This is a genomic window from Anaerobutyricum hallii DSM 3353, from assembly GCF_000173975.1.
Classification (GTDB): Bacteria; Bacillota; Clostridia; order Lachnospirales; family Lachnospiraceae; genus Anaerobutyricum; species Anaerobutyricum hallii.
This window is the reverse complement of the sequence record NZ_ACEP01000063.1, coordinates 1-22,875: the sequence shown is the minus strand read 5'-3', so window position 1 is coordinate 22,875 and position 22,875 is coordinate 1. Positions and strand designations below refer to the sequence as shown.

Annotated in this window: 21 protein-coding genes; 2 read left to right on the top strand and 19 right to left on the bottom strand. The window is 38.6% G+C overall.

Translation table 11 applies throughout. From position 1 onward, the window contains the following. Positions 1-165: 165 nt before the first annotated feature. From EUBHAL_RS05575 to thyA, 6 genes are all read right to left on the bottom strand, one after another. Entirely contained in the window at positions 166-780 is a 615-nt protein-coding gene (locus EUBHAL_RS05575; RefSeq protein ID WP_005346177.1) for a regulatory protein RecX, read from the bottom strand. 3 nt (positions 781-783) lie between these two features. Further along, the gene (gene recA / locus EUBHAL_RS05570; RefSeq protein WP_005346173.1) at positions 784-1,929 is read right to left on the bottom strand and encodes a recombinase RecA; all 1,146 of its coding nucleotides are present in this window, start codon (positions 1,927-1,929) and stop codon (positions 784-786) included. A gap of 120 nt (positions 1,930-2,049) precedes the next feature. Continuing rightward, positions 2,050-2,544: a preQ(1) synthase gene (gene queF, locus EUBHAL_RS05565; RefSeq protein WP_005346171.1), complete on the bottom strand. Its 495-nt coding sequence runs from the start codon at positions 2,542-2,544 to the stop codon at positions 2,050-2,052. Between the two features lie 196 nt (positions 2,545-2,740). Further along, positions 2,741-3,085, bottom strand: coding sequence for a tautomerase family protein (locus tag EUBHAL_RS05560; RefSeq protein WP_005346167.1), 345 nt, complete (start codon positions 3,083-3,085; stop codon positions 2,741-2,743). A 108-nt stretch (positions 3,086-3,193) separates the two neighbouring features. Continuing rightward, positions 3,194-3,697: a dihydrofolate reductase gene (locus EUBHAL_RS05555; RefSeq protein ID WP_005346156.1), complete on the bottom strand. Its 504-nt coding sequence runs from the start codon at positions 3,695-3,697 to the stop codon at positions 3,194-3,196. 82 nt (positions 3,698-3,779) lie between these two features. Beyond that, positions 3,780-4,610, bottom strand: a complete 831-nt coding sequence (thyA, locus tag EUBHAL_RS05550) for a thymidylate synthase (RefSeq protein ID WP_005346152.1) — start codon at positions 4,608-4,610, stop codon at positions 3,780-3,782. 261 nt (positions 4,611-4,871) lie between these two features. Here thyA and EUBHAL_RS05545 point away from each other — a divergent pair, with 261 nt between their 5' ends. Next, the gene (locus tag EUBHAL_RS05545; protein ID WP_005346149.1) at positions 4,872-5,207 is read left to right on the top strand and encodes a hypothetical protein; all 336 of its coding nucleotides are present in this window, start codon (positions 4,872-4,874) and stop codon (positions 5,205-5,207) included. Between the two features lie 46 nt (positions 5,208-5,253). Here the strand turns inward: EUBHAL_RS05545 and hslO are convergent, their stop codons facing one another. The 10 genes from hslO to EUBHAL_RS05495 form a co-directional block, all read right to left on the bottom strand. Next, positions 5,254-6,132, bottom strand: a complete 879-nt coding sequence (gene hslO, locus EUBHAL_RS05540) for an Hsp33 family molecular chaperone HslO (protein ID WP_005346146.1) — start codon at positions 6,130-6,132, stop codon at positions 5,254-5,256. After that, positions 6,129-6,893 (bottom strand): class I SAM-dependent DNA methyltransferase, encoded by a 765-nt coding sequence (locus EUBHAL_RS05535; protein WP_005346142.1) that lies wholly within the window; start codon positions 6,891-6,893, stop codon positions 6,129-6,131. The genes hslO and EUBHAL_RS05535 overlap by 4 nt, the downstream gene beginning before the upstream one ends. A gap of 73 nt (positions 6,894-6,966) precedes the next feature. Continuing rightward, entirely contained in the window at positions 6,967-8,505 is a 1,539-nt protein-coding gene (cls, locus tag EUBHAL_RS05530) for a cardiolipin synthase (protein WP_005346140.1), read from the bottom strand. After that, positions 8,498-12,163 (bottom strand): helicase-exonuclease AddAB subunit AddA, encoded by a 3,666-nt coding sequence (gene addA / locus EUBHAL_RS05525; protein WP_005346138.1) that lies wholly within the window; start codon positions 12,161-12,163, stop codon positions 8,498-8,500. The genes cls and addA overlap by 8 nt, the downstream gene beginning before the upstream one ends. Continuing rightward, positions 12,164-15,568 (bottom strand): PD-(D/E)XK nuclease family protein, encoded by a 3,405-nt coding sequence (locus EUBHAL_RS05520; protein WP_005346134.1) that lies wholly within the window; start codon positions 15,566-15,568, stop codon positions 12,164-12,166. A 30-nt stretch (positions 15,569-15,598) separates the two neighbouring features. Beyond that, the gene (ispG, locus tag EUBHAL_RS05515; protein ID WP_005346132.1) at positions 15,599-16,669 is read right to left on the bottom strand and encodes a flavodoxin-dependent (E)-4-hydroxy-3-methylbut-2-enyl-diphosphate synthase; all 1,071 of its coding nucleotides are present in this window, start codon (positions 16,667-16,669) and stop codon (positions 15,599-15,601) included. A 272-nt stretch (positions 16,670-16,941) separates the two neighbouring features. Next, a complete protein-coding gene (gene rseP, locus EUBHAL_RS05510) occupies positions 16,942-17,979 on the bottom strand; it encodes an RIP metalloprotease RseP (RefSeq protein ID WP_005346129.1) in 1,038 nt (345 codons plus the stop codon). Between the two features lie 15 nt (positions 17,980-17,994). Further along, complete coding sequence (dxr, locus tag EUBHAL_RS05505) at positions 17,995-19,131, bottom strand: 1-deoxy-D-xylulose-5-phosphate reductoisomerase (RefSeq protein ID WP_005346126.1); 1,137 nt, start codon at positions 19,129-19,131, stop codon at positions 17,995-17,997. After that, the gene (locus tag EUBHAL_RS05500; RefSeq protein WP_005346123.1) at positions 19,128-19,937 is read right to left on the bottom strand and encodes a phosphatidate cytidylyltransferase; all 810 of its coding nucleotides are present in this window, start codon (positions 19,935-19,937) and stop codon (positions 19,128-19,130) included. Before EUBHAL_RS05500 ends, dxr begins: the two co-directional genes overlap by 4 nt. A gap of 14 nt (positions 19,938-19,951) precedes the next feature. Then, positions 19,952-20,677 carry an isoprenyl transferase gene (locus EUBHAL_RS05495; protein ID WP_005346120.1) on the bottom strand — a complete coding sequence of 242 codons (726 nt, stop codon included), beginning with the start codon at positions 20,675-20,677 and terminating at the stop codon, positions 19,952-19,954. Positions 20,678-20,895: 218 nt separating this feature from the next. Between EUBHAL_RS05495 and EUBHAL_RS16760 the strand changes: the two genes are divergently transcribed. Further along, positions 20,896-20,940: a DUF6783 domain-containing protein gene (locus EUBHAL_RS16760; protein WP_308806071.1), complete on the top strand. Its 45-nt coding sequence runs from the start codon at positions 20,896-20,898 to the stop codon at positions 20,938-20,940. A 114-nt stretch (positions 20,941-21,054) separates the two neighbouring features. Here the strand turns inward: EUBHAL_RS16760 and frr are convergent, their stop codons facing one another. The 3 genes from frr to EUBHAL_RS15645 all read right to left on the bottom strand — a co-directional run bounded on the left by frr (position 21,055) and on the right by EUBHAL_RS15645 (position 22,658). Next, on the bottom strand, positions 21,055-21,600 hold the full coding sequence (gene frr, locus EUBHAL_RS05490; RefSeq protein ID WP_005346111.1) for a ribosome recycling factor: 546 nt from the start codon (positions 21,598-21,600) through the stop codon (positions 21,055-21,057). Between the two features lie 128 nt (positions 21,601-21,728). After that, the gene (pyrH, locus tag EUBHAL_RS05485) at positions 21,729-22,442 is read right to left on the bottom strand and encodes a UMP kinase (RefSeq protein WP_005346108.1); all 714 of its coding nucleotides are present in this window, start codon (positions 22,440-22,442) and stop codon (positions 21,729-21,731) included. Between the two features lie 18 nt (positions 22,443-22,460). Continuing rightward, a complete protein-coding gene (locus EUBHAL_RS15645; protein WP_005346105.1) occupies positions 22,461-22,658 on the bottom strand; it encodes a hypothetical protein in 198 nt (65 codons plus the stop codon). Positions 22,659-22,875: the final 217 nt, after the last annotated feature.

Sequence of the window (22,875 nt, the reverse complement as noted above, 5' to 3'; positions counted from 1 at the left end):
CAGGTAGCAGACGCAATTCATCTCCCACCTTAGAGGTCGGAGTCTTCTTGCTGTAAGAGGATAAAAAAAACTTCTGCTCAATTCCAGATTATGTAAATCATGTTGGAAATAACTTCCTCTTTGCATAAAAGTTATACATAGCAAAAAATGATTGAGATTTAAATTTTATTCTTCTAATTCCTCTATCTTATCTATCGCTTCCCGAATCAGATCCCCTGCATAACCCTTTCTTGCAAAATGTGCATAAACTTTCTGTCTGGCTGGGAAATCAAGTTCTGGGAACTTTCTCATATACTTTCGAGCCTGCTCTAGTATATCTTCCATCTGCTGGCTGCCTTCTTCTTCAAAGACTGTTTCTAATACCTCTGCAGGAATGCCCTTTTTCTGCAGTTCCATCTTAATCTGCAAGAAACTCTTACGCCCCTTCTTAAAGTAAAGATAATCTCTGGCGTACTGGGTATCATCCACATAACCACAAGACTTCATATAGCTAATTGCCTCTTCAAGAGACTGCGTATCCGTAAGGGACTGTAACAGTTTCTCTCTAAGTTCCTGTTCTGTCTTATCTCTTTTTGCTAAAATAGCGATTGCCCTGTGCTTTGCTCTTGGCAAAGCGTATTCAAGACGAATCCTCTCGAATTTGTCTTGCTCTAACTCACTTCCGTCTTCTAACCGAAGCTTTTTTATCTCTCCGGGATAGAGGTAGATTCCCTCTCTTACTCCCGGATTCACGTAAACTTTCTTCTTACCTGTATCTGTCAGTGTAATCTTATACTGCATGTCTTACTCTTCCGTCGTAATGCTGTTAAACTGACCGTTTTGATTATCTCCTGCTTTAGGCTGGCCTTCTTCCTGTGATGCAGACTCTACAACTGTATCCGTAGGAAGGTTATAGTATTCCCTTACCTGAACTTCCACTTCTGCCATAATCTCTGGGTGCTCTCTTAAGAAAGTCTTGGCATTCTCTCTTCCCTGACCAATCTTCTCACCCTTATAGGCATACCAGGCTCCACTCTTCTGAACTGCATCCACCTTAACTGCTAAGTCAATCAGATCTCCTTCTCTGGAAATTCCCTGACCAAACATGATATCAAATTCTGCTTCTTTGAATGGAGGAGCTACCTTATTCTTTACAACTTTCACCTTGGTATGATTACCAATAATCTCGCCACCCTGCTTGATAGCTTCTACTCTTCGCACATCCATACGAACAGAAGAATAGAACTTAAGTGCTCGTCCACCAGTAGTAACTTCCGGATTACCGAACATAATACCAACCTTCTCACGAAGCTGGTTGATAAATACAACGGCACAATTAGAACGGTTGATTACACCTGTAAGCTTTCTCATCGCTTTAGACATAAGACGGGCATGCAGACCAACCTGCTGGTCATCCATATCTCCCTCAATCTCTGCCTTAGGAACTAATGCCGCTACAGAGTCAACAATTACAATATCGAGCGCGCCGGAACGAATCATCGTCTCTGCAATCTCTAATGCCTGCTCTCCATTATCTGGCTGAGATATGTAAAGGTTATCAATGTCTACGCCAATCTTCTTCGCATACTGAGGGTCAAGCGCGTGCTCGGCATCAATGAAACCTGCGATACCATTCCTTTTCTGTGCCTCCGCAATCATATGAAGGGCTACTGTTGTCTTACCACTGGATTCTGGTCCATAAATTTCGATGATTCGTCCTCTTGGAACACCACCAACACCTAATGCCACATCAAGGCTGATAGAACCCGTAGGAATCGCCTCAATATCTATATTTGCACCAGAATCTCCAAGCTTCATGATAGAGCCCTTACCATAATTCTTCTCAATCGCTGCAACCGCATTATTCAGTGCGGCAAGCTTGCCCTCTCTATCATCTCCAAGATATTCTACTCTGCCTGCATTCACATTATCTTTCTTACTTGCTGCCATGCTATTCTAATCCTTTCTAATTATAAAATCTATAAAACTGATAAAAAATTCTTTCTTGTATCGTTAGTATAGCACATTTGTTCTATAAAAACAAGCGTTCGCAAAAATTTGTTCGTATTTTTATCGATTATCTACTTTTTCCGGATACAAATCATGGTGCACAAGACGTTCTGTCGCTACCTGTTCCCACATCGTTCCCGGCTTTCCGTAATTCGTATATGGGTCGATAGAAATTCCTCCTCGCGGAGTAAACTTGCCCCATACTTCGATGTATTTTGGATCCATAAGCTTAATCAAATCCTTCATAATAATATTTACACAGTCTTCATGGAAATCTCCATGATTTCTAAAACTGAATAAATACAGTTTTAAAGACTTACTCTCTACCATTTTTACATCTGGTACATAAGAAATATAAATTGTCGCAAAATCCGGCTGCCCTGTCATTGGACAAAGGCTCGTAAATTCCGGGCAGTTAAACTTTACAAAATAATCATGATCCTGATGCTTATTAATAAAAGTTTCTAACATTTCCGGCGCATAATCCTGCGGATATTTCGTTTTCTGATTTCCAAGGAGTGTTACTCCCTGTAATTCTTCTTTTTCTCTGCTCATATTTTATTCACCATTCTTTTAGGCCTGTTCGAAACACGCTCTAATATACCTTATCATCAATAAAGGACATTGTTTTCCTTTTTATAGTTATTATATCATATTCCAATTATACTATAGTACTTTTATAAAACATCACAGACAATCCAGCACAGTTTTATAAATCGCTATAGATTTTATTATCAAGAAGTATTAAGAGTTACAGGAACTTACCCTGCACACCAAAGTCATCACAATACTGGAACGTCGTATATACATTCTCCTTTGGTACTTTTAAATCTTCTTCCATAATCGTAAAGATTGCCTCATTAAATTTCTCGCAGTCTGCTCTTGTCACACCTGTTTTAAATACAACATTTACATAAGCACCATATTCTAAAAATTCTCCACCTTTATAAATGTGTTCATCAGAAGAGATGGATACCATAAGCCCGGCTGCTGTCTTTCCCGGTACACTTGTGATAGCCTCTCCTAATTTTTCTGTAAGAATTCTCTCCTGTTTTCTTGATGCCTGTTTTGCTAACTTTACTTCAATATATGGCATTGTATTATCCCCCTTTTTTTCTCCGTATTTTCGTTATGAGTTCTTTTGATTTATTTTGATGTAGAATTTAAATATCTATGGATATCCCACATCAAGTCAACATTGTCATTAATGTAATGCTGGTCTCTCATTCTTATAAGTTGTAAAATGATAGATAAGATCAAAGCAATATCTTTCCTCACCTTTTTCTACCATACTCCAATGTTCTTCCTTATCAAGATTTGGCATCCATGTATCTGCTTCATAAGCATAATCAAGACGAGTAATATATGCTGTATCACAGTATGGAAGCAGCATACGGTAAATACTTTCTCCACCTGTCACAAAAATACTGTCTGTATCATACTTTGAAAGTTCTTCCCACAATTCTTCTTCACTGTGCACAACGATTGCACCTTTTCCATTATAATCTTTTTCATGAGTAAGTACAATATTTACTCTATTTGGAAGTGGCTTGCCACCCGGAAAACTTTCTAAGGTCTTTCTTCCCATAACAATCACATTACCTGTTGTTATGGCACTAAAGTTCTTCATATCTTCTGAAATGCGTACTAAAAGCTCTCCATCTTTTCCAATGGCCCAATTTTTATCTGCTGCTGCGATAAGCTTCATCTTTCTTCCTCCATTTTTATTTAATCTGCTCTATATCATCAAAGAAATACTGTCAGAACATTCACATTTAATAATCTGCTTTTTAAATCGCAATCGGAATGTTTTTAATCTGTGGTCCTGCCTCATAATCTTCAATCGTAAAATCATCTACTGTAAACTTGTAAAAATCTTTTACTTCTGGATTCAAAGTGACCTTCGGAGCTGGATAGACTGGTCTTTGTATCAGTTCTTTTACGATTGGAATGTGACGGTCATATATATGTGCATCTGCGATGACATGTACAAGCTCCCCTGGCTCAAAGCCACTTACCTGTGCAAACATCATGAGCAATGCCGCATACTGTACCACGTTCCAGTTATTTGCTGCTAAAATATCCTGAGAACGCTGATTTAAAATCGCATTCAGGCGGTTACCTGTCACATTAAATGTCATGCTGTATGCACATGGATACAGATTCATTTCGTGAAGATCCTCATGCACATAAATATTTGTCATAATTCTGCGGCTGAATGGATTCTCTTTTAAATCAAATAAAACTCTGTCAACCTGATCCATCTCTCCCTCTTTATATTTATGCTTCTTTCCAAGCTGATAACCATATGCCTTTCCAATAGAGCCATCTTCATCCGCCCATTCGTCCCAGATATGACTGCTTAGATCATGTACATTATTGGACTTTTTCTGCCATATCCACAAAATCTCATCAATAGCGGAACGGATATATGTTTTTCGAAGTGTGATTGCCGGGAATTCTTTAGAAAGGTCATAGCGATTCACTACACCAAACTTTTTAATTGTATACGCATAAGTTCCATCCGGCCATTTTGGTCTTACCTTTTCCCCTTCTGTACTGTATCCATTTTCGATAATATCACTGCACATATCGATAAATAACTTATCTGCATAGCTCATATTACTATTCTCCTTTCTTAATTCCTATACTTTTTATCTTTTTACTTTTTCTAGATTGTGTTTAAAAAATCATTCAGGCAGCCTGCACTTTATCACTGATATTTTATGTTATTTAACTGAAAGTCCTCATGGCAGGCAGTACACTTTATATTTTTTGCCTCTGTTTTCTTGCAACAATAAGATAATAATTGATTTTCTTTTTAAAAAGTATTAGAATAAAATATAACAATCATACCAATACTTTCATTCGGAAGATTCTTCATGGGTATGCCTGAGGAATCACAGCCGATTGACTACAGAAAGGACGTAATCATGAAAAAACATCGTATTATTTCCATTGCATTGTCTGTGATAGGCTTTGCAGCAACTTTAGCTCTGGTACTTTATCTTTTAAAAGACCGCATCAAGGGCTGTTCTTTCTGCGGAGACGATGCTCCCGATGAGGCAGAAGAAGATATCTTCGATTCTGACCTTGACGATTTAGAAGACTTCGTTCCAGTAGAAAAAGAAGAAGCGAAACCTTCCTCTCAGACAAAGGTTCGTCGTGGATATATTCCACTGAAGTTCCACTCACATGACGAAGCAGAGGAAGCATAGAGAACTCTTTATCATATGTATTATATCAGATTTGAAAGGCTGCAGGTTATCTTGCAGCCTTTAACATTTCCTCTAATTCTTCTACACTAAAGTTATAATGGGAATTACAGAAATGACAGTTTACCTCAATTGGTTTTCCTTCTTCGATCATATCCGCCAGTTCTTTTTTGCCGACACTGATTACCGCTCTTGAAACTCTCTCTTTCGAACAGTTACAGTAGAATTCTGTAGGAATCTTATCTTCAATCGTCATGTCCATTCCTTCAAATAATTCTGCCATCATATCTTCCGGTGTCTCTCCTCGGTCAAGATGAGAAGTTACTGAAGTAAAATCTTTTAATCTCTCTTCTAATGCAGTAATTACTTCATCACTTGCAAAAGGCATCATCTGAATCATAAATCCACCTGCCTGCCTTACAGTATTCTCCTTATTCATAAGAACACCTAATGCTACGGAAGTAGGAATCTGTTCAGAAGAAGCAAAGTAATAGGTTAAATCCTCTGCAATTTCTCCTGTTATCAGGTTCGTCTGACCAGAATATGGCTCTTTTAAACCTAAATCTTTAATTACAGTAAGAACACCATTTCCGATTGCTCCACCTACATCAAGCTTGCCCTGTGCATTCGGTGGCAGCATAACGTCTTTATTGTAAACATATCCTTTTACTCTTGCCTTTGCATCAGAAGTTACAACAAGTCCTCCCATAGGACCGTCTCCTTTAATCTGTACGGTAACAATATCACTGTCATTCTTACACATACTTCCCATCATCGCTGTTCCGGTCATCAATCTTCCAAGTGCAGCCGTTGCGATAGGGCTTGTATTGTGAATCCGTCTTGCTTTTTCTACTAAGTCTTTTGTATTAGCAGCAAAAAAACGTACCTGTTTATCTGCTGCCATTCCTCTTATAATATAATCACTCATTCCGTTTCCTCCTGTTTCTCTTTTCCATTTTCCTGTGCAACCACTACGATACGCCCACTGTCTGTCCGTGGTTCCTGATTGCTGTATTCATCAAATGCCTGTAAAAATACAAGGCCGCTTTCTTCTAACATCTGCTTTATTTCTTGTAAAGAATATCCTCTCTGGATATGTTCTTCCTGAAACTTCCGATAACAATCTCCGTCTTCCTGCACAAACACTTTCAAATCAATATCGTTTAACTGACTTTCCTCATCGTACTCATTAAACCAGATAAAGCTTACGTCTTCCCGATCTTCTGCAATGACTGTCTCCCCAATCATATCACGATATTTATAATCCGTATTGAAATCAAATATAAAGAGTCCTTTTGGGTCAAGATAATTATTTACCAGACGGAAAACTTCTGTCAGATCTTCTTTTTCTGTAATGTAGTTTACACTGTCGCACACGGATACAACCGCCTTCACCGTACCATACAGCTCAAATTCTCTCATATCCTGTAAAAGATACAAAAACTCCGGGGAAGTTTTCTCTCTGGCTATTTGAAGCATATCTACCGAATTATCTACACCAATCATGTCGAATCCAGCATTTCCAAGAAGTGACATCAACTTTCCGGTTCCACAACCAAGCTCTAATACAAGTCCATCTGTTATTTTATTTTTCTTTAAAATTGCCAAAATGAAATCTGCCCATTCTTCATAGGGCACGTTATCCATGAGTTCATCATAAACTCTCGCAAAATTTTCGTAGCTTCCCATTTATCTTTCCTCGTTTTCTATAAGAAATCCGCAGCAAATATACCGTAAAATTCCCCCATTGTATTCTAACATTTTATAATAATGGTGCAAAAATTCGCAGTATTCCCTGTAGGAGCAGGAAAAACATATTTTTCTTACACATCTCCGGCATAATACGATTACAATCTTCTAATGTATCTAATATATCTTTCTTTATATCCATAACAGTATCATTATTATATAAGAAAAGTCCATTTTCAAAATGCAGATACAAACTGCGGTAATCAAGATTAATCGTTCCTACTGTAGCAATCTTATCATCGCATACCGCACACTTTGCATGAACAAATCCTGGCCGGTACTGGAATATCTGTACACCGCCCTCTACAAGCTGTGGATAATAAGACTGCGTTACCAGAAATATCATCTTTTTGTCCGGAATTCCCGGTGTGATAATCCGAACATCAACCCCTCTTTTTGCTGCAAGGATTAACGCGGTAACCACTTCATTATCAATAATCAGATACGGCGTAAAGAAATATATATACTTCTGTGCACTGTTGATTAAGTTGATATATACACTTTCTCCAACAAACTCCGAATCTAATGGATGGTCTGAATAGGGAAGAACGATTCCTCTTTCTTCTTTAGCAAGCGGCCTCACATCTTCCAAACAAAATTTCTCATAATCCAGTTTATCTTTTTCTAATGCAAAGGCATTCCACATCTGCAAAAACATCTGAGTCATGCTGTAAACCGCTTTACCCGTTATCCGCACACCATTGTCTTTCCAGTATCCAAAACGCTGCTTTTCATTAATATATTCATCTGCAAAATTAATTCCGCCGGTAAACGCAACATCCCCATCAATAACAAGAATCTTACGATGGTCTCTGTTATTAAATACCGTAGAGAAAATAGGAATATAACGGTTAAATACAATACATTTGATTCCTTTTTTGCGAAGGAAATCCGCATAATGTGACGGTAAGTTAAAGATACAGCCAACATCATCGTACATAACTCTGACATCTACTCCCTCTTTAACCTTTTCTTCCAAAATATCCAGAATGGTATTCCACATGATACCCTCTTCTATAATGAAATATTCCAGATAAATGTATTCCTTCGCCTTTCTCAATTCTTCAGCCATTACTTTAAAGCAGTCTTCACCTGATGGATAATAATCCACCTTTGAGTCTTTGTAAGCGGGAAATCCTGACTGGTGCTCCAGATAGTAAATCTGCGAAGCCGTACTGCCGTCCTTTTCTTTCAACTCCTGCTCTATCTCCGGGTCAGCCTTTAAATGTCTTGCACTTTCTTCAATCATTGGCTCTAACTTCCTACGAAGATAGGATATCGGCTGCTTTCCTCCAATCGTCAGATACAAAAGTCCTCCAAAAAGTGGAAACAGCAAAATAACAACAATCCAGCCCAGCTTAACAGACGGGTTGTCACTTCGATTCATAATGTATATCACTACTAAAATACTCAGTATTTTAAATGCCGCAGTAATATACTGACTGTAGGAAGTCACTTTTAGAAACATTCCGACAAACCACATAATTTGTAAAAAGATAAGAAAAGTTACGATAACAATACGCTGTGATAAAAATTTTAAAAACTTACGCATTCTCTCCACTTCTTTCCTGTAAATTCACGGGAATAAACTTTTTCAGAGAAAAAGAATATAAATAACTCTCGCTAACCCTCTTTCCTAAAATCTGTTCAAGGGCTGCTTTATAATATAACATCTGATTCCCATATCGGTCAAGAAGCAGACTCTCCTCCCCTTCTTTTATCCGGTCCGTCTTATAATCAATGAGCCACAAACTCTCTTCTGCCTCTCCGCATATATCAATAATTCCCTGTACAACAACAGTATCTTCTGCCTGCGTATCTGCATTCATTAATGAAACGGGAAGCCCGACTGTAAATGGCAGTTCCTTTCTCAAATTTCCCTGTCTGTCCATTTGAGATAATTTTTCTCCTATTTCAGAGAAAAGAAACGCTTCTATCGCCCTGTATAACCACTTTGCAGAAATCTTTTCTGATTCAGGATATGTGCCTTTCAATGCATCTATCCATTCAAAAAGCTGCTTTTTCGTCTGAATCTGTCCAAAAGGAAGTAATTCCATAATCTTATGGATAATCGTTCCTCTGGCAGTTGCTGCAATCTCAGACTTTTCTTCTTTTAAAAATTCCGGCATCTTAACTTCTTCCTCAAAGTTATTTTGTTCTGGCAGCATAATGGATGATTCTTCTTCTGGCAATGTGGTCTGAGAAAGTGTCTTTAACTCAGAAACAGAATACTTTCTTTTCCACTTTGTTGCGTCACGATTTGGATATTCATAAGAAAATGATTGTTCCACCATAGATACATCTGCTGGAATCACAACCGTGTCCATAAAAATCTGATAAGAAAATTCTTCTTTCTGTTTCCTTTCCTTCTCAAAAAATGGAAGGATTTCTTCCCAGTTAACCAGTCTTGCCTTAAGCCAGCTGGCAGTTACTCCCTCAGAGTGCGCCTGTTTCTGCGTCTCCTGATTTTTCAAAAAACCTTCCCTCTCTTCTGACTTTTCCGACTGTGTACTCCGAAATTGATCTGCCAGTATAGGAAGAAGCCAGTCCATAGCGCTTGTCGCTCTCCACTTCTGTGTATTTATTTGGAGCCTAAGTCCTGCTTCTAAGTCCTGTGCCTTTATTATTCCTGTAAGAATCAGCTTTCTCTTTGCCCTTGTCATCGCCACATATAAAATACGCATTTCTTCTTCTAAAGTATCTTTCCACACTTTTTCCTGAATCGCCCTTTTCATAAGCGACGGATGATGGAATCGCAATGTGATATTGACACATTCCATTCCAATTCCCAGTTCTGGATGACAGAGCATCGGTTTAGTCAAATCCATCCGGTTAAACTTTTTCGATAATCCACTGACGAATACTACTGGAAATTCCAGACCTTTACTCTTATGGATTGTCATAATTTTTACAACATTTTCATTCTCTGTTCCGCTTCCGGCCTCACCCAGCTCAATTTCGTAAGACTTGAGCTGCTCCATATATCGATTAAAGTAAAATAATCCTTTAAATACCGTTTTTTCGTAATCTTCTGCTTTCTTTAAGAGCATCAGAAGATTCTCTTTTCGTTTTGCCCCATCCGGCATTAACTGTACATCATAGTAAAAACCAGTTCTCTGATAAATATCCCATAACAGCACTCCCAATGGCTGCTCCTTTTTTTGCTCGCGGAAATATTGTAAATCTTTGTAAAAATGCTGAATTTTTGCTCGTAGTTCTTCCTCTGCTCCCTCCTGCAAATACAGGCACATAAGGTCATACAAAGTATATTGCTCTCTCATTGGCTCTCTTACGAGAATTCTAAGTTTAGTCAGTTCTTCCTCCGTAAAACCTCCAATAGAAGAAAGCATGACCGAAGCCATCGGGATATCCTGATACACATTATCTACCACAGAAAGATAATTCAGTATAATCGTAATCTCCCTTGTATGAAAATATCCTGTTTTGTTTTCACAGCTTACCGGTATTCCATTCTTCTCTAAAAACTCCGCCATTGGCTCCATTCTTCCGGCTCCTGAACGTAAAAGTATTACAATATCTCCGTAATGATATCCTTCTTCTATCAGTTCCTGTATTCTTTTTGTGATAAGAGCCGTCTCCGTCAGTACATCTTCCGGTGCTTCCTCTAAGGTCTGGACACTGTCTTTTACAAAGAATAGTAGTTCCGAAGTTTCTTTATCTTCCAGCATTGGGCCACCCTCACCAGCACGAAGAGCTGTCTCTTCATTGTAGTCTACACCACCAAAATCTCTTTCCATCAAACGGGAAAATACATAGTTTGTAAAACAAAGTACTCCCGGTGCACTTCGGAAATTATCTCGAAGTTCGATAGAAACTCCCTCTTCCTCATTATGATATTTTTCATTTCTTCTTAAAAACAAATCTGGTCTTGCCTGGCGGAACCGATAAATGCTCTGCTTTACATCTCCTACAGTGAATAATGTATTATTATCTTTTTCTGATAACATTTCTAAAATTGTTTCCTGCACAAGATTCGTGTCCTGATATTCATCTACAAAAATCATCTTATACTTTTTTGCTAATGTTTTTGCTGTTTCGGAAGGATAGGCCTGCCCTCCCTCATCATAATGATCTACCAGGAGTTCCAGTGCAAAATGTTCCAGGTCATCAAAATCATATACATTTTTTTCTTTTTTATATGCAAGATAAATCTCTTCAAAACGCTGTGCAAGCACAATATATTCTTCTAAAAGAGGATAAATACCTGCTGCCTCTCTTTGCAGTTCTTCTGCCGGAGCAGTAAATACTGTTTCTTTTTGCTTTTGCAGCAGTTCTTTTACCTCCTGGTGCCATTCTTTTACTATCTCATAATCTGCCCATTCCTTATCTTTCTTTGTCGCTCTTGGAAAGGCCGGTACAGGCCCACGAGATAATACCATATAATAAGCATCATAACTTTCTGTCTGTGAAAGTGCCTCCACATACTCTGATACATCCTGTAAAAGAACACCGTATTTTTCTGGAACTTCTTCCCCTGCTATATTCTTTAACAGCTTTGACAGCGCTTCTTTTTCCTGCAAAAGTTCCTTTTTCGCTTTTAAGAAAATAAGCATTACTGCTGGGGAATTGTCCCACTCTTTTGCCTCTGCAAGCTGCAATGCTTCCTGCTTTGTCTTTTCAAACCAGAAAGAAGCATTGGGGAAACTGCGAGAGAAGCGATATAAGTCTCCTACCAGTTCTTCTAAAACCTTATCACTTTTTCCTGGTGCATACGACTCTGCAAACTTCACAAAACTTTCCCTTCCAGAAGCATATGCCTCCTCTAACAATTGTTCTATTGCCTGTTGGCGGAGTAAGAACAACTCTCCTTCCTCCCCGATTCGAAAGGAAGGGTCAATAGAAAGTTCATTATAATGTGTACGAATTAAATGATTACAAAAGCTGTGTACTGTTGAAATATCTGCCTGTCTTATCTTTCGAATCTGCTTCCTTAAATAGTGATTCTCCGGATCTTTTGCCAGACGTTCTTCTAAATCCAAACTAATACGCTCTTTCATTTCTGCTGCCGCAGCGTTCGTAAATGTCATAACAAGAAACCGATCGGCCTCTACAGGATTTTTCTCATCCATAATAAGTTCCGCCATACGGCTTACAAGAACTCTTGTCTTACCCGCACCAGCTCCAGCAGATACCATGATATTTTTATCCCTTAAAAATATGGCCTGTTCCTGCTCTTTTGTGTAATTCATCTATTCTCCCTCCTCTCTGATTTTTTCTAAGACTTCCTCCACAGACATTCCCTGGAAACTCTGGTACTCATAACCTGGCAGCTTCGGATCAAATCCACAGACATCTGCGAAAGGACAGTAATCACAGGCTGTTCCTTTTTTATTTCTGTACGGTCTTGGATGAATCTCTCCTTTATAAATTCTCTCGCCTAATTCTGCCGCCTTTTTCCGGGCATAAGCTCCCATATAATGAAAGTCCTGCGTACTCATCACTGAAGAATTTTTATATGGTTCTCCAGACTTTTTCAGACGAATCGGCATAGATACAAAACCATCACTGCCCTCTTCTAACTTACTCAGTATATCCGCATCACTATTTGCCATGCCAGACAGTCGGAAATTTTTAAGAAGTTCGCTTTCTTCTGCATAATCTGCCTTTATAATTGGGTCTTGTAACTGATAATAGAAGATTCCGGCAGGAACAACAGGTTTATTATCGGGATTTTGTTCATTTTCTTTATAAATTTCTTCCGCTGCATTCATGTAAATGACAAGCTGCATCTCCAGTCCATAATAAAAGTCTTCCAATTCAAACTTTTTCATTCCAGACTTGTAGTCGATGACTTTCATAAGAATCTCATCATCATCCTCGCAGGTATCTACCCTGTCAATCACACCCTGCAAAAACATCTTTCTTCCATCTTCGAGCGGGACTTCCGCCTCTTTTAACTTTTTGTTTTTTCCAAAACTAAGCTCAAATCTATCTGGTTCGAACTGGCTGTTTTTCAAATGGACGCGCAGAACCTGAATTGTCCTTTTCATAATTCTCTCTACTGTTTTTATTTTGTACTGATTTCGAGAAGAACTCTGGAACACATCACTCAGATTCTCATCCATCGCTGTATGCAGCGCTTCTGAAATATATTGTTCCTGCACTTCATCCGGGATATTCTTCCAGCTATATTCCGACTCTTTTACCTTTCTGGAAAAACACTCCAATGCCTTATGAAAAAGATTACCAAGATCTATAGGACGAATCTTATATTCTTCTCTTTCTCTTAGTTCCAGACCATAAATACAAAAATATTGATATGGACAGGCTGCAAATCGCTCTAACCTTGTTACACTTCCTGAAAGTTCCTTTCCGTAAAGCTGCTCCAGCAATTCTTCTGAAAGTTCTGGTTCCTGATATGCATTTTCAATCCAATGTCCATATTTTTCCAGTTCTTTCCTTCCCTCACTCTGCTCTAACCAGTACTTTGCCAGCATAACAAAAGCCCTGTTCTTCCGTACTTTTTCGGGTTCTGTTTTTGCCTGAAGAAAACTTTCTATCAGAAATTCCCGACTGTCCTCCAGATTAAAGTAATATCTTCGCTCCTCTTCTGGATACTGTTTTCTCTTCAACTTTGGGAAAAGCTGGCTTATATTTTTCTGAAGAAGTGAAGGCCGCAATGCCGAACCGTCACTATCTGTCACAGAATAAGAAAAATATAATTCATCTGTTGGTTTGGCAAATGCCATGTACATATAAAATTCATCTTCCATCGACTGTTCTAGCAGGCTCTGTGATAAAGAAATACCACAATTTTTTAAAACTTCTTTTTCCTCATCACTGAGAAGTCCTCTGTCCTCTATATTCGGCGGTATCTTCCCATCGTTCATTCCTGTGATAAACAGCACCTTTACTTCATGCAGACGGGTACGCTTTAAATCACCTAGAACCACCTGATCCATTGTCAGTGGAACAACACCAAGACCCAGCGCATCAAGACCCGCATCCACAATTTCTGCAAGTTCCTTTACCGCCATCTTTTCCTCACCGAAAATCATTACAATTTTATCCATGAGCGACAGTAAGAGGTCATATAACTGCCTATACTCAGCAGCTTTTACAAAGTCACTGTTTTCCTCCGCTTTTTGCGCCTGATTTTTGAGCTTCTCCTCAAAAGAAAGCTTTACCATCGTATGATACAATACTTCTATTTTGTCTCTTACACTAGCCTCTTTATCTCGCATAACTGAACAGAAGTTTTCCGTTTCTTCCATGAATTTCTCCTGTAAAAGAAGAAGTGCTTTTATCGCTGCCTCGTCTTTATTCTTGAGTCTCCTGTAAAATGGCTTCTTCCACATGGAATATCCCCTAACACCTGCATACAACACATAATTTTCCAGATAATCAGCATCTTCATCTATAAGATTAGACATTCCAGACTTCAGATAACGGAACACACTCTCATAAGAATATTCCATCTGTGCAAGATGAAAGAGGGAGCGAACTGCCTCAACTCCTGAATGATAGGAGACTTTCTTTTTCGTATCCTCGAATACCGGAATATTTAAAATAGCTGCCTTTCGTTTAAATGCAGAGGCATAATCGGCCACATCTCCTGAAAGCACTGCAAAATCGCGATAGCGGTAACCTTTTTGTCTTACAAGCTGCTCTATTTTGTGCATAACATAGTCTGCCTCTCCATCTGGATTATGGCACACTGTCATATGGATTCGTTCTATCTTCTTTGAATAAATCTTCCGGCTATTTTGAAATAGATTTTTTTCTAAAAATGCAAGTTCTGGATTATTTATAAATCTTGGAGAAACTGGTGTGTCAAGCTTTACGACCTCTTCTACTTCCTGCATATTTTCCTGACAGAGCATTAGCAGCGCATCCCCTGTCTTCTTACTGGAAGTGAATAAATCCTCAGGCATTCCCCTTTGTCCGGGCACAAATTCTGGAATTGTTATTGTCACGTTAATCTGCCCCGCAACCTTTAATAATTCCTTTAAAAATGCCAGCTGAACCGGGGTAAATCCTGCAAATCCATCAAAATAAAATACTGCATTCGTAAGCATTGGAGCTTCTTTGGCAAATTCTCTGGCAACATCAAGTATCTGTTCTGTTACCATAAATCTTCCCTCTATCGCTTTATCAAAATGTTCATAAATTCTGCCAAGTTCCTTGCATTTGTTAGAAAGAGCTTTATTCTCTCCGAGTTTCTCAGAAACTTCCTCTACCTGCTCCCAGGTTACCCCATATCCGATAAACTCCATTAACATAGACTTTAACTCATCAATGAAGCCTGCCTTTTTCATACTTTTTTTAAAATAAAGAAAATTATTCTCACCTTCCGAAAGAATCTTTCGAAGCATCATGGATACTCCTAAATCTTCAAGGATTTCTCCCGGCTGATATCCACATTCGTCAAAAATACGATAGGCAAGCCGATGAAAACTCAGTACATCTATGTTAAAAAAGCCATGTCTTGGATGTTTCTTTACCATTTTTCTCTGCATCTCAAGACTGAACTGCTCTGGTACGATTACATAATATTTCTGCTGCGGATTCTCCATGGAAAGGCGGATTACTTCCTGCACCAGATATTCCGTTTTTCCCTGTCCGCTTCTTCCTGTAATTAATCTTAGTGCCATGAATCCTCCTCTGCTCCTATTCTATAATTGCTATTCGTCCGCTTTGTCATTCCAGTGTGCAAGTTCTTCCCTTAATGTAGACAACAATTCACTTTCCGGCAGTTTGCGAACAACCTGTCCTTTCTTTATCAAAAGGCCCTCACCTTTTCCTCCTGCGATCCCGATATCTGCCTCTTTGGCTTCTCCCGGTCCATTTACCACACAGCCCATTACGGCAACCTTGATATCTAAATCATCAAATTCTGTAACCATTTTTTCTACTTCATTAGCAAGACCGATCAAATCAATATTAGTTCTTCCACAGGTAGGACAGGATACAACTTCTATTCCACCCTTACGAAGCCCTAACGTCTTTAAAATCTGCTTTGCAGAAGCAATCTCATTCACAGGATTTCCTGTAAGAGAAACGCGGATTGTATCACCAATTCCCTGATTTAAAATAATACCAAGACCAATTGCAGATTTGATATTCCCACGGAATAATGTACCTGCTTCGGTAATTCCTACATGAAGCGGATACGGACATTTCGGTGCTAATAATTCATGTGCCTTTGCACACATTAAAACATCAGAGGACTTAATGCTGACAACGAGATTATCATATCCCATGTCTTCTATCATTTTTACTTTATCCAATGCACTCTCCACTAATCCTTCTGCGGTTACTTTTCCATACTTTTCTACAATATTTTTTTCTAAAGAACCGCTATTTACTCCGACACGGATAGGCACATTATATTCCTTTGCCTTATCAACTACCGCTTTTACTCTTTCTGCCGAACCAATATTACCCGGATTAATTCTTATCTTATCTGCTCCATTCTCAATGGCAGCAATCGCCATACGATAATCAAAATGTATATCTGCCACGATTGGGATGTGAATCCGCTTTTTAATCTCGCCAAGTGCCTTCGCCGCCTCTAAAGTAGGTACTGTAGAACGGATAATATCACAGCCTGCCGCTTCTAACTCCAAAATCTGTGCCACTGTTGCTTCCACATCTTCTGTCTTTGTGTTTGTCATAGACTGAATTAAAATCGGATTGCCGCCTCCAATTACACGATTGCCAATTCTTACTTCCTTTGTATGTTCTCTGTACATTATATATACTCCTCTTCTCATTTCTCACTATTGCCAGAAAAGAGCCTGATGCATCTCTTCAAACTGTGAGAATTTTCTTTTAAATAAAAGTATAATTCTCTTTGTCAAAACATAGCCGCAACAGCCTCTTTTCCTCACTTATACTTTCTCTTTCCTGCGGAATAAACCAAATAAATCAGCCAGGATAGCGCAAGATAAGTTTATCTGTGTGTTTATTTACATCCTATAGTTATTCAAAGATATAAACATTTTTAAATAATTTTTAGTTTTACTTATATGAAAAAGATATTTTTAATATCATTTGCCATAACAATAACCATCAATGCCATCAAAAGGACAAGGCCTGCAAAATGAACCATTCCTTCTTTTTCCGGCGATACCTTTTTTCTGCGAATCATCTCAAGAATAATAAATACGAGACGTCCTCCATCTAATGCCGGAAGTGGCAAAAGATTCATAACTCCCAAGTTAGCACTCAGCATAATCGCAAAGTTAAGAAGGCTCAGCACAACAGTCTTAATACCATACACAATAGACTGCTCATATGTGTTTCCAATCATATTCACGATTCCAACTGGGCCGGAGAGATCATTCAGTTTAAATCGTCCTGTTATCAAATATTTAAGACTTAGGAACGTGGATTTAATCTGATACCTTACCTCTAAAATACTATATTTTAGCGTACCGATAATTCCTTCCTTTGTATCTTCCGTCATAGAAATACCAAAAGCATAGGTTCCAGCCTCTGTTTTCTTTCTTGTAACTGTAACAGTCTTTTGCTTTCCGTCCCTCTCATACGTCACCTCTACATCCGCTTTATCTTTGTGTAGATAATTAAAAAGAGAAATCTCCCGAAAATTATAAATTCGGGAACCGTCTAACTTTACAATACGGTCTCCTTCATGAAGTCCCGCCTCATACGCTCCACTATCTGCTGAAATTTCTCCAGCTACTGCCGGATCTGCCCCGCTAAACCCAATAACAAATAAGGCAAGCACAAATGCCAGAATAAAATTGAAAAATGGGCCTGCAAATATAACAGAAAAACGAGCCAGTGCAGACTGACTGCCAAACGCTCTCGGATCTTTACAGTCATCATCCTCTCCAAGCATTACACAACATCCTCCAAATGGCAGACACTTTATCGAATACTTCGTCTCTCCAATCTGCTTTCCAAAAATAGTCGGTCCAATTCCTATCGCAAATTCCTCAACACAAATACCATTTTTCTTTGCAAAAAGAAAATGTCCCAGTTCATGAAAAATAACAATAACACTAAATAAAACAATTGCAAGAATGATTTTCAGCATGAATTTTCCTTTCTTTTACTGAAGTATAGAATAAACCCACTGCTCTGTTGCAAGAATTTCTTCTAAATCAGGATGAGCAGATACTTTATGGGCATCCATACACTTTTCAATGGAACGGACAATGTCCGTATACTTTATCTCACCTTTTAAAAACTTTGCAACTGCCCTCTCATTTGCTGCATTAAAGACTGTCGGCATCGTTCCTCCGGTCTTTCCAGCTTCAATTGCAAGAGATAAGCCTCTAAATACTTTGTAATCTGGTTTTTCAAATGTAATCTGTGACAGCTTTGAAAAATCCAGTCTTTCTCCAGAAAGGCTCCTTCTTTCCGGATAAAATAACGCATACTCAATCGGCACCCGCATATCCGGTGTACCAAGCTGTGCGATAATCGCACCATCAACATACTGTACCATCGAATGAATAATACTCTGTGGCTGGATAACAACTTCTATCTGTGAGTAATCCACCCCGAACAGCCACTTCGCTTCCATTACTTCAAGTCCTTTATTCACCATCGTTGATGAATCAATCGTAATCTTTGGCCCCATAGACCAGTTTGGATGATTCAGTGCATCCTCCAAAGTAACTGTTTCCAAAAACTCTGCACTTTTTCCACGGAAAGGCCCGCCAGATGCCGTAAGAAGAATCTTATCAAGTGCTGCCTTCGGCTCTCCCTGAAGGGACTGGAATATCGCAGAATGCTCACTGTCTACCGGAAGAATAGAAACGCCGTACTCTTTCGCCATCGGAATAATCAGATGACCGGCTGTTACAAGTGTCTCCTTATTAGCTAAAGCAATATCCTTGCCCTTTTTAATCGCTTCCATTGTCGGTAAGATTCCCATCATACCGACAACTGCAGTTACAACAACATCCGCGCTGTCTGCTCCTGCCACTTCAATAAGACCTTCCATACCACAGACAACTTCTACCTGTTCCCCTGCAAGTTCTTCTTTAAGTTCCTGTGCCTTTTTCTCATCAGAAAGGCTTACAAGCTTTGGATGAAACTCTTTAATCTGTTCTTTTAAACGCTCTTTATTAGTTCCCGCAGCTAATGCTACTACCTGCAATTCATCAGAGTGTTCTCTGACAACATCTAATGTTTGCGTACCAATAGATCCTGTAGAACCTAATATTGCTATCTTTTTCATTTTAATCCCACCACCATTACTAACATATAATAAATAATCGGTGCCGTAAATATGATACTGTCAAAACGGTCAAGGATTCCTCCATGTCCTGGTATCAGATGACTGTAATCCTTAATATCATAATTTCTCTTTATCGCAGAAGCACCTAAATCTCCGATAATACTGATAAGACCTCCAACAGCACAAACTATACCAAATACAACAATTAGATTGTAATTAACTGAAAGGAACTGTTTCGCAAATAATCCATAAAGGCATCCTAACAATCCTGCCCCAATTACTCCTCCAATAGCTCCCTCAACTGTCTTCTTCGGACTTAATATCGGAGACATCTTATGTTTGCCAATTAATCGTCCCGTACAGTATGCTAATGTATCATTACCCCACGCACTCAAAAATACGAGAACAACCATATATGCTCCATCAGAAAGCATACGAATCCGATAAATACAAGAAAGCATCACTGTAACATAAAATAATGCAAAATAAGAGATTGCTATACTAGAAATCTCATACTTTGGAAAAGTAAAAACGTACACTGCAATAAGCAAAATCAATACTAATAATGCCAGTGGCATTACATACTGTTCCAATCCAAGAAGTAATAATAAATAATACAATACACTTCCCGTATATACAATGACTCCAAGTGCAGACTTCTCCATCTGAATTACTCTCAATAGCTCAAATACACCAATCAGGGAAATAGCTCCCACTACAAAGAATGTCAAAAATCCACCATAATACAGTGTAACAAAAGCAATAAGTACCAGAATAATTCCGCTAATTAATCTCTGCTTAAACATCGCTGTCCTCCCTATCAGACTCCACCAAAACGGCGGTCTCTAGTATTATAGTACTCCACTGCCCGTATTAATTCTTCTTTATCAAAATCTGGCCAAAGTACATCTGTAAAATAAAATTCTGCATAAGCAAGCTGCCAAAGCATCCAGTTAGAAAGTCTCTGTTCCCCACTGGTTCGAATCATCAAATCCGGATCTGGCAAATCCTTTGTATCAAGGTAAGATGCAAATTTCTCCTCAGTGATCTCCTCCGGATCAAATGCTCCATCTTTACAATCCTGTGCCATATGATGCATCGCTCTTACCATCTCATCACGACTTCCGTAATTGAGCGCAATCGTAAAATTAAGACCTGTATTCGCTGCAGACACTTCCTCTAATTCATCGATCGCGGCTCTGATATCATCATCCAGACGGCTCTTTTCACCAATAACACGGACACGCATATTATTCTTAGCTGTTCTTTCGATACAATCTTTTAAATACTTTCTTAAAAGCTTCATTAACGCCTTTACTTCTTTTTCTGGACGTTTCCAGTTCTCTGTTGAAAATGCGTATACAGTAAGGTACTTAATTCCAATATCCCACGCATCTTCACAAATCTGTTCTACTGTCTTCGCTCCCTGTGAATGTCCATAATTTCTCGGCATAAAACGCTTCTTCGCCCAGCGTCCATTCCCATCTAAAATAATCGCCACATGTTCAGGGATTGTAAGCAGCTTTCCATGTAATTCCTTTTCCACTTATCTGTAATCCTCCAAATATTTTTATGTACTCGCAGATTCTCTCCATTCTTAATTTTGTAAAAAGATTTTTATCAGCTGCGTTCAAATTCTAGAGCGTGTTTAAAAAATGCTTTCTGCAAGATGTGTGTTACAATTTGCGGGAGATTTTGCCTGAATGAGAGCGGCGTAGTGGGCTACGTCAACTGAATGAAGGCAAAATATACCGCAAATTGGGCGTGCAGATTGCTGGAATGATTTTTCAAACACGTTCTAAAACGTAACGGATAAAAAACCGTCCACAAAAGCAAATGCAAAAGGAATCTTATAAGTACATTTTCTACATAAGAAAAACCAGACAGCCAGTCACGCCGGCTGCCTGGTTGCTTTCCATGATATTATACTGTAAGAATCTCTTTAGATTTCTTATCAATCATTCCATCGATAGTCTTAATATATTTATCTGTAGCTTTCTGTACTTTATCCTGCTGATCCTTTAATTCATCCTCTGTAATCTCGCTATTCTTATTCGCTTTCTTCAGGGAATCGTTCGCATCTCTTCTGATGTTACGGATAGCAACCTTCGCTGCCTCTCCTTTCTTCTTAACATCTTTCACGAGTTCCTTTCTGCGTTCCTCTGTCAGCTCAGGGAATACAAGACGGATAACCTTACCATCATTAGTAGGATTAATTCCGATATCGGACTGCATAATTTCTTTCTCAATTGCCTTTAAAAGGGATGTCTCCCAAGGCTGAATTGTGATAATTCTTGGTTCTGGAACAGAAATATTACCAACCTGCTGTAATGGAGTAGGTGTTCCATAATAATCTACCTTAATCTTATCTAATACATGTGGGTTTGCTCTTCCCGCACGAATAGAATTGTACTCCCTCTCAAGACTCTCAATAGACTTCTGCATCTTGTCTTCAAACTTCTTTATCATAATATATGTCCTCCTGCATTATATTCATGCTCTGTAACTGTGTGATACTAATTTACAATAACCCTACTTAATTGTCAAGCTTTTTCCAATATCTGTATGAATTATTTGCAAAATAAATTTCTGGCTTCTTATACGGTAACGTAAGTTCCGTTAAAGTTGCCGCTCATCGTGTTTACAATACTATTCTCTTCTTCTAAACCAAAGATTACTAATGGCATCTTATTCTCAAGACACATAATTGTTGCAGTAAGATCAATAACACCTAACTTCTTGGAAAGAACTTCATCAAGAGAAATCTCATCATACTTTACTGCATCTGGATTAACCTTAGGATCACTGTCATAAACACCATCAATTGCCTTTGCTAAAAGAATGGCATCTGCCTCGATTTCAATCGCACGAAGAGCTGTTGCTGTATCTGTAGAGAAATATGGATGTCCTGTTCCTCCTGCAAAGAAAGTCACAACACCTTCTTCAAGATTCTTTACTGCATCATCTTTAGAGAAAAGCTCTGTAAATGCACCACAAGTAAATGGTGTATATATCTTTGTTTTCATTCCAACATGGCGGAACATATCAGAAACGTAGATACAGTTCATTACAGTTGCAAGCATACCAATCTGGTCAGCCTTCGTTCTTTCCATATTCTCGCTGGTTCTTCCTCTCCAGAAGTTACCACCGCCGATAACGATCGCAACCTGCATTCCATCATCAACAATCTTCTTTACCTGCTCTGCTACCTTTAATACAGTTGCTTCATCAAATCCTGTCTTTTTTTCTCCTGCTAATGCTTCTCCGCTTAACTTTAATAAAACACGGTTTAAACTTTTTAAATCTTTCATGTAAACCTCCAAATGTTTTTATCCCATGATAATCTTTCGGGTGCGAAAATCATAGCGAATTTCGGTCTTCTTAAACTTCTCATCTACATCAATAAATTTAAGCATAGTATCATCGTGTGCTAATACTGGATAATTCATCCCGGACAACACCGAAAAAAAGACATCTATAATCATATATCCATTTTTCCTCGAAACATTCGACAATAATACCTTCATTCTTCACACCCCTGATTCTCTGTCCTTCTGCAAGAAGGCAAAGTAATACTTAATATCATTATAGCTGATTTTATCTCTAATGTAAAGAAGTTCTGATTTGCGCAGCAAAGGAGACGCCTTCGAAGAAAGCTGTGCATTGGCAGTTGGAGGAAAGTCAGAATTCATCTTAGAGGATTTGGGGATTCTCCAGAATATTATGAATTTGTAAAAAATCATT

Excerpts from the sequence above, each read along its gene's own strand:
- thyA (WP_005346152.1), bottom strand. The coding sequence starts at position 4,610 with ATGAGCTATGCAGATAAGTTATTTATCGATATGTGCAGTGATATTATC.
- cls (WP_005346140.1), bottom strand. The coding sequence starts at position 8,505 with ATGCGTAAGTTTTTAAAATTTTTATCACAGCGTATTGTTATCGTAACT.
- EUBHAL_RS05500 (WP_005346123.1), bottom strand. The coding sequence starts at position 19,937 with ATGTTTAAGCAGAGATTAATTAGCGGAATTATTCTGGTACTTATTGCT.
- hslO (WP_005346146.1), bottom strand. The coding sequence starts at position 6,132 with ATGAGTGATTATATTATAAGAGGAATGGCAGCAGATAAACAGGTACGT.
- frr (WP_005346111.1), bottom strand. The coding sequence starts at position 21,600 with ATGATAAAGAAGTTTGAAGACAAGATGCAGAAGTCTATTGAGAGTCTT.
- ispG (WP_005346132.1), bottom strand. The coding sequence starts at position 16,669 with ATGTACAGAGAACATACAAAGGAAGTAAGAATTGGCAATCGTGTAATT.
- EUBHAL_RS05575 (WP_005346177.1), bottom strand. The coding sequence starts at position 780 with ATGCAGTATAAGATTACACTGACAGATACAGGTAAGAAGAAAGTTTAC.
- EUBHAL_RS05545 (WP_005346149.1), top strand. The coding sequence starts at position 4,872 with ATGGGTATGCCTGAGGAATCACAGCCGATTGACTACAGAAAGGACGTA.
- EUBHAL_RS05560 (WP_005346167.1), bottom strand. The coding sequence starts at position 3,085 with ATGCCATATATTGAAGTAAAGTTAGCAAAACAGGCATCAAGAAAACAG.
- EUBHAL_RS05535 (WP_005346142.1), bottom strand. The coding sequence starts at position 6,893 with ATGGGAAGCTACGAAAATTTTGCGAGAGTTTATGATGAACTCATGGAT.
- dxr (WP_005346126.1), bottom strand. The coding sequence starts at position 19,131 with ATGAAAAAGATAGCAATATTAGGTTCTACAGGATCTATTGGTACGCAA.
- recA (WP_005346173.1), bottom strand. The coding sequence starts at position 1,929 with ATGGCAGCAAGTAAGAAAGATAATGTGAATGCAGGCAGAGTAGAATAT.
- EUBHAL_RS05520 (WP_005346134.1), bottom strand. The coding sequence starts at position 15,568 with ATGGCACTAAGATTAATTACAGGAAGAAGCGGACAGGGAAAAACGGAA.
- pyrH (WP_005346108.1), bottom strand. The coding sequence starts at position 22,442 with ATGAAAGATTTAAAAAGTTTAAACCGTGTTTTATTAAAGTTAAGCGGA.
- EUBHAL_RS05555 (WP_005346156.1), bottom strand. The coding sequence starts at position 3,697 with ATGAAGCTTATCGCAGCAGCAGATAAAAATTGGGCCATTGGAAAAGAT.
- queF (WP_005346171.1), bottom strand. The coding sequence starts at position 2,544 with ATGAGCAGAGAAAAAGAAGAATTACAGGGAGTAACACTCCTTGGAAAT.
- rseP (WP_005346129.1), bottom strand. The coding sequence starts at position 17,979 with ATGCTGAAAATCATTCTTGCAATTGTTTTATTTAGTGTTATTGTTATT.
- EUBHAL_RS15645 (WP_005346105.1), bottom strand. The coding sequence starts at position 22,658 with ATGAAGGTATTATTGTCGAATGTTTCGAGGAAAAATGGATATATGATT.
- addA (WP_005346138.1), bottom strand. The coding sequence starts at position 12,163 with ATGAATTACACAAAAGAGCAGGAACAGGCCATATTTTTAAGGGATAAA.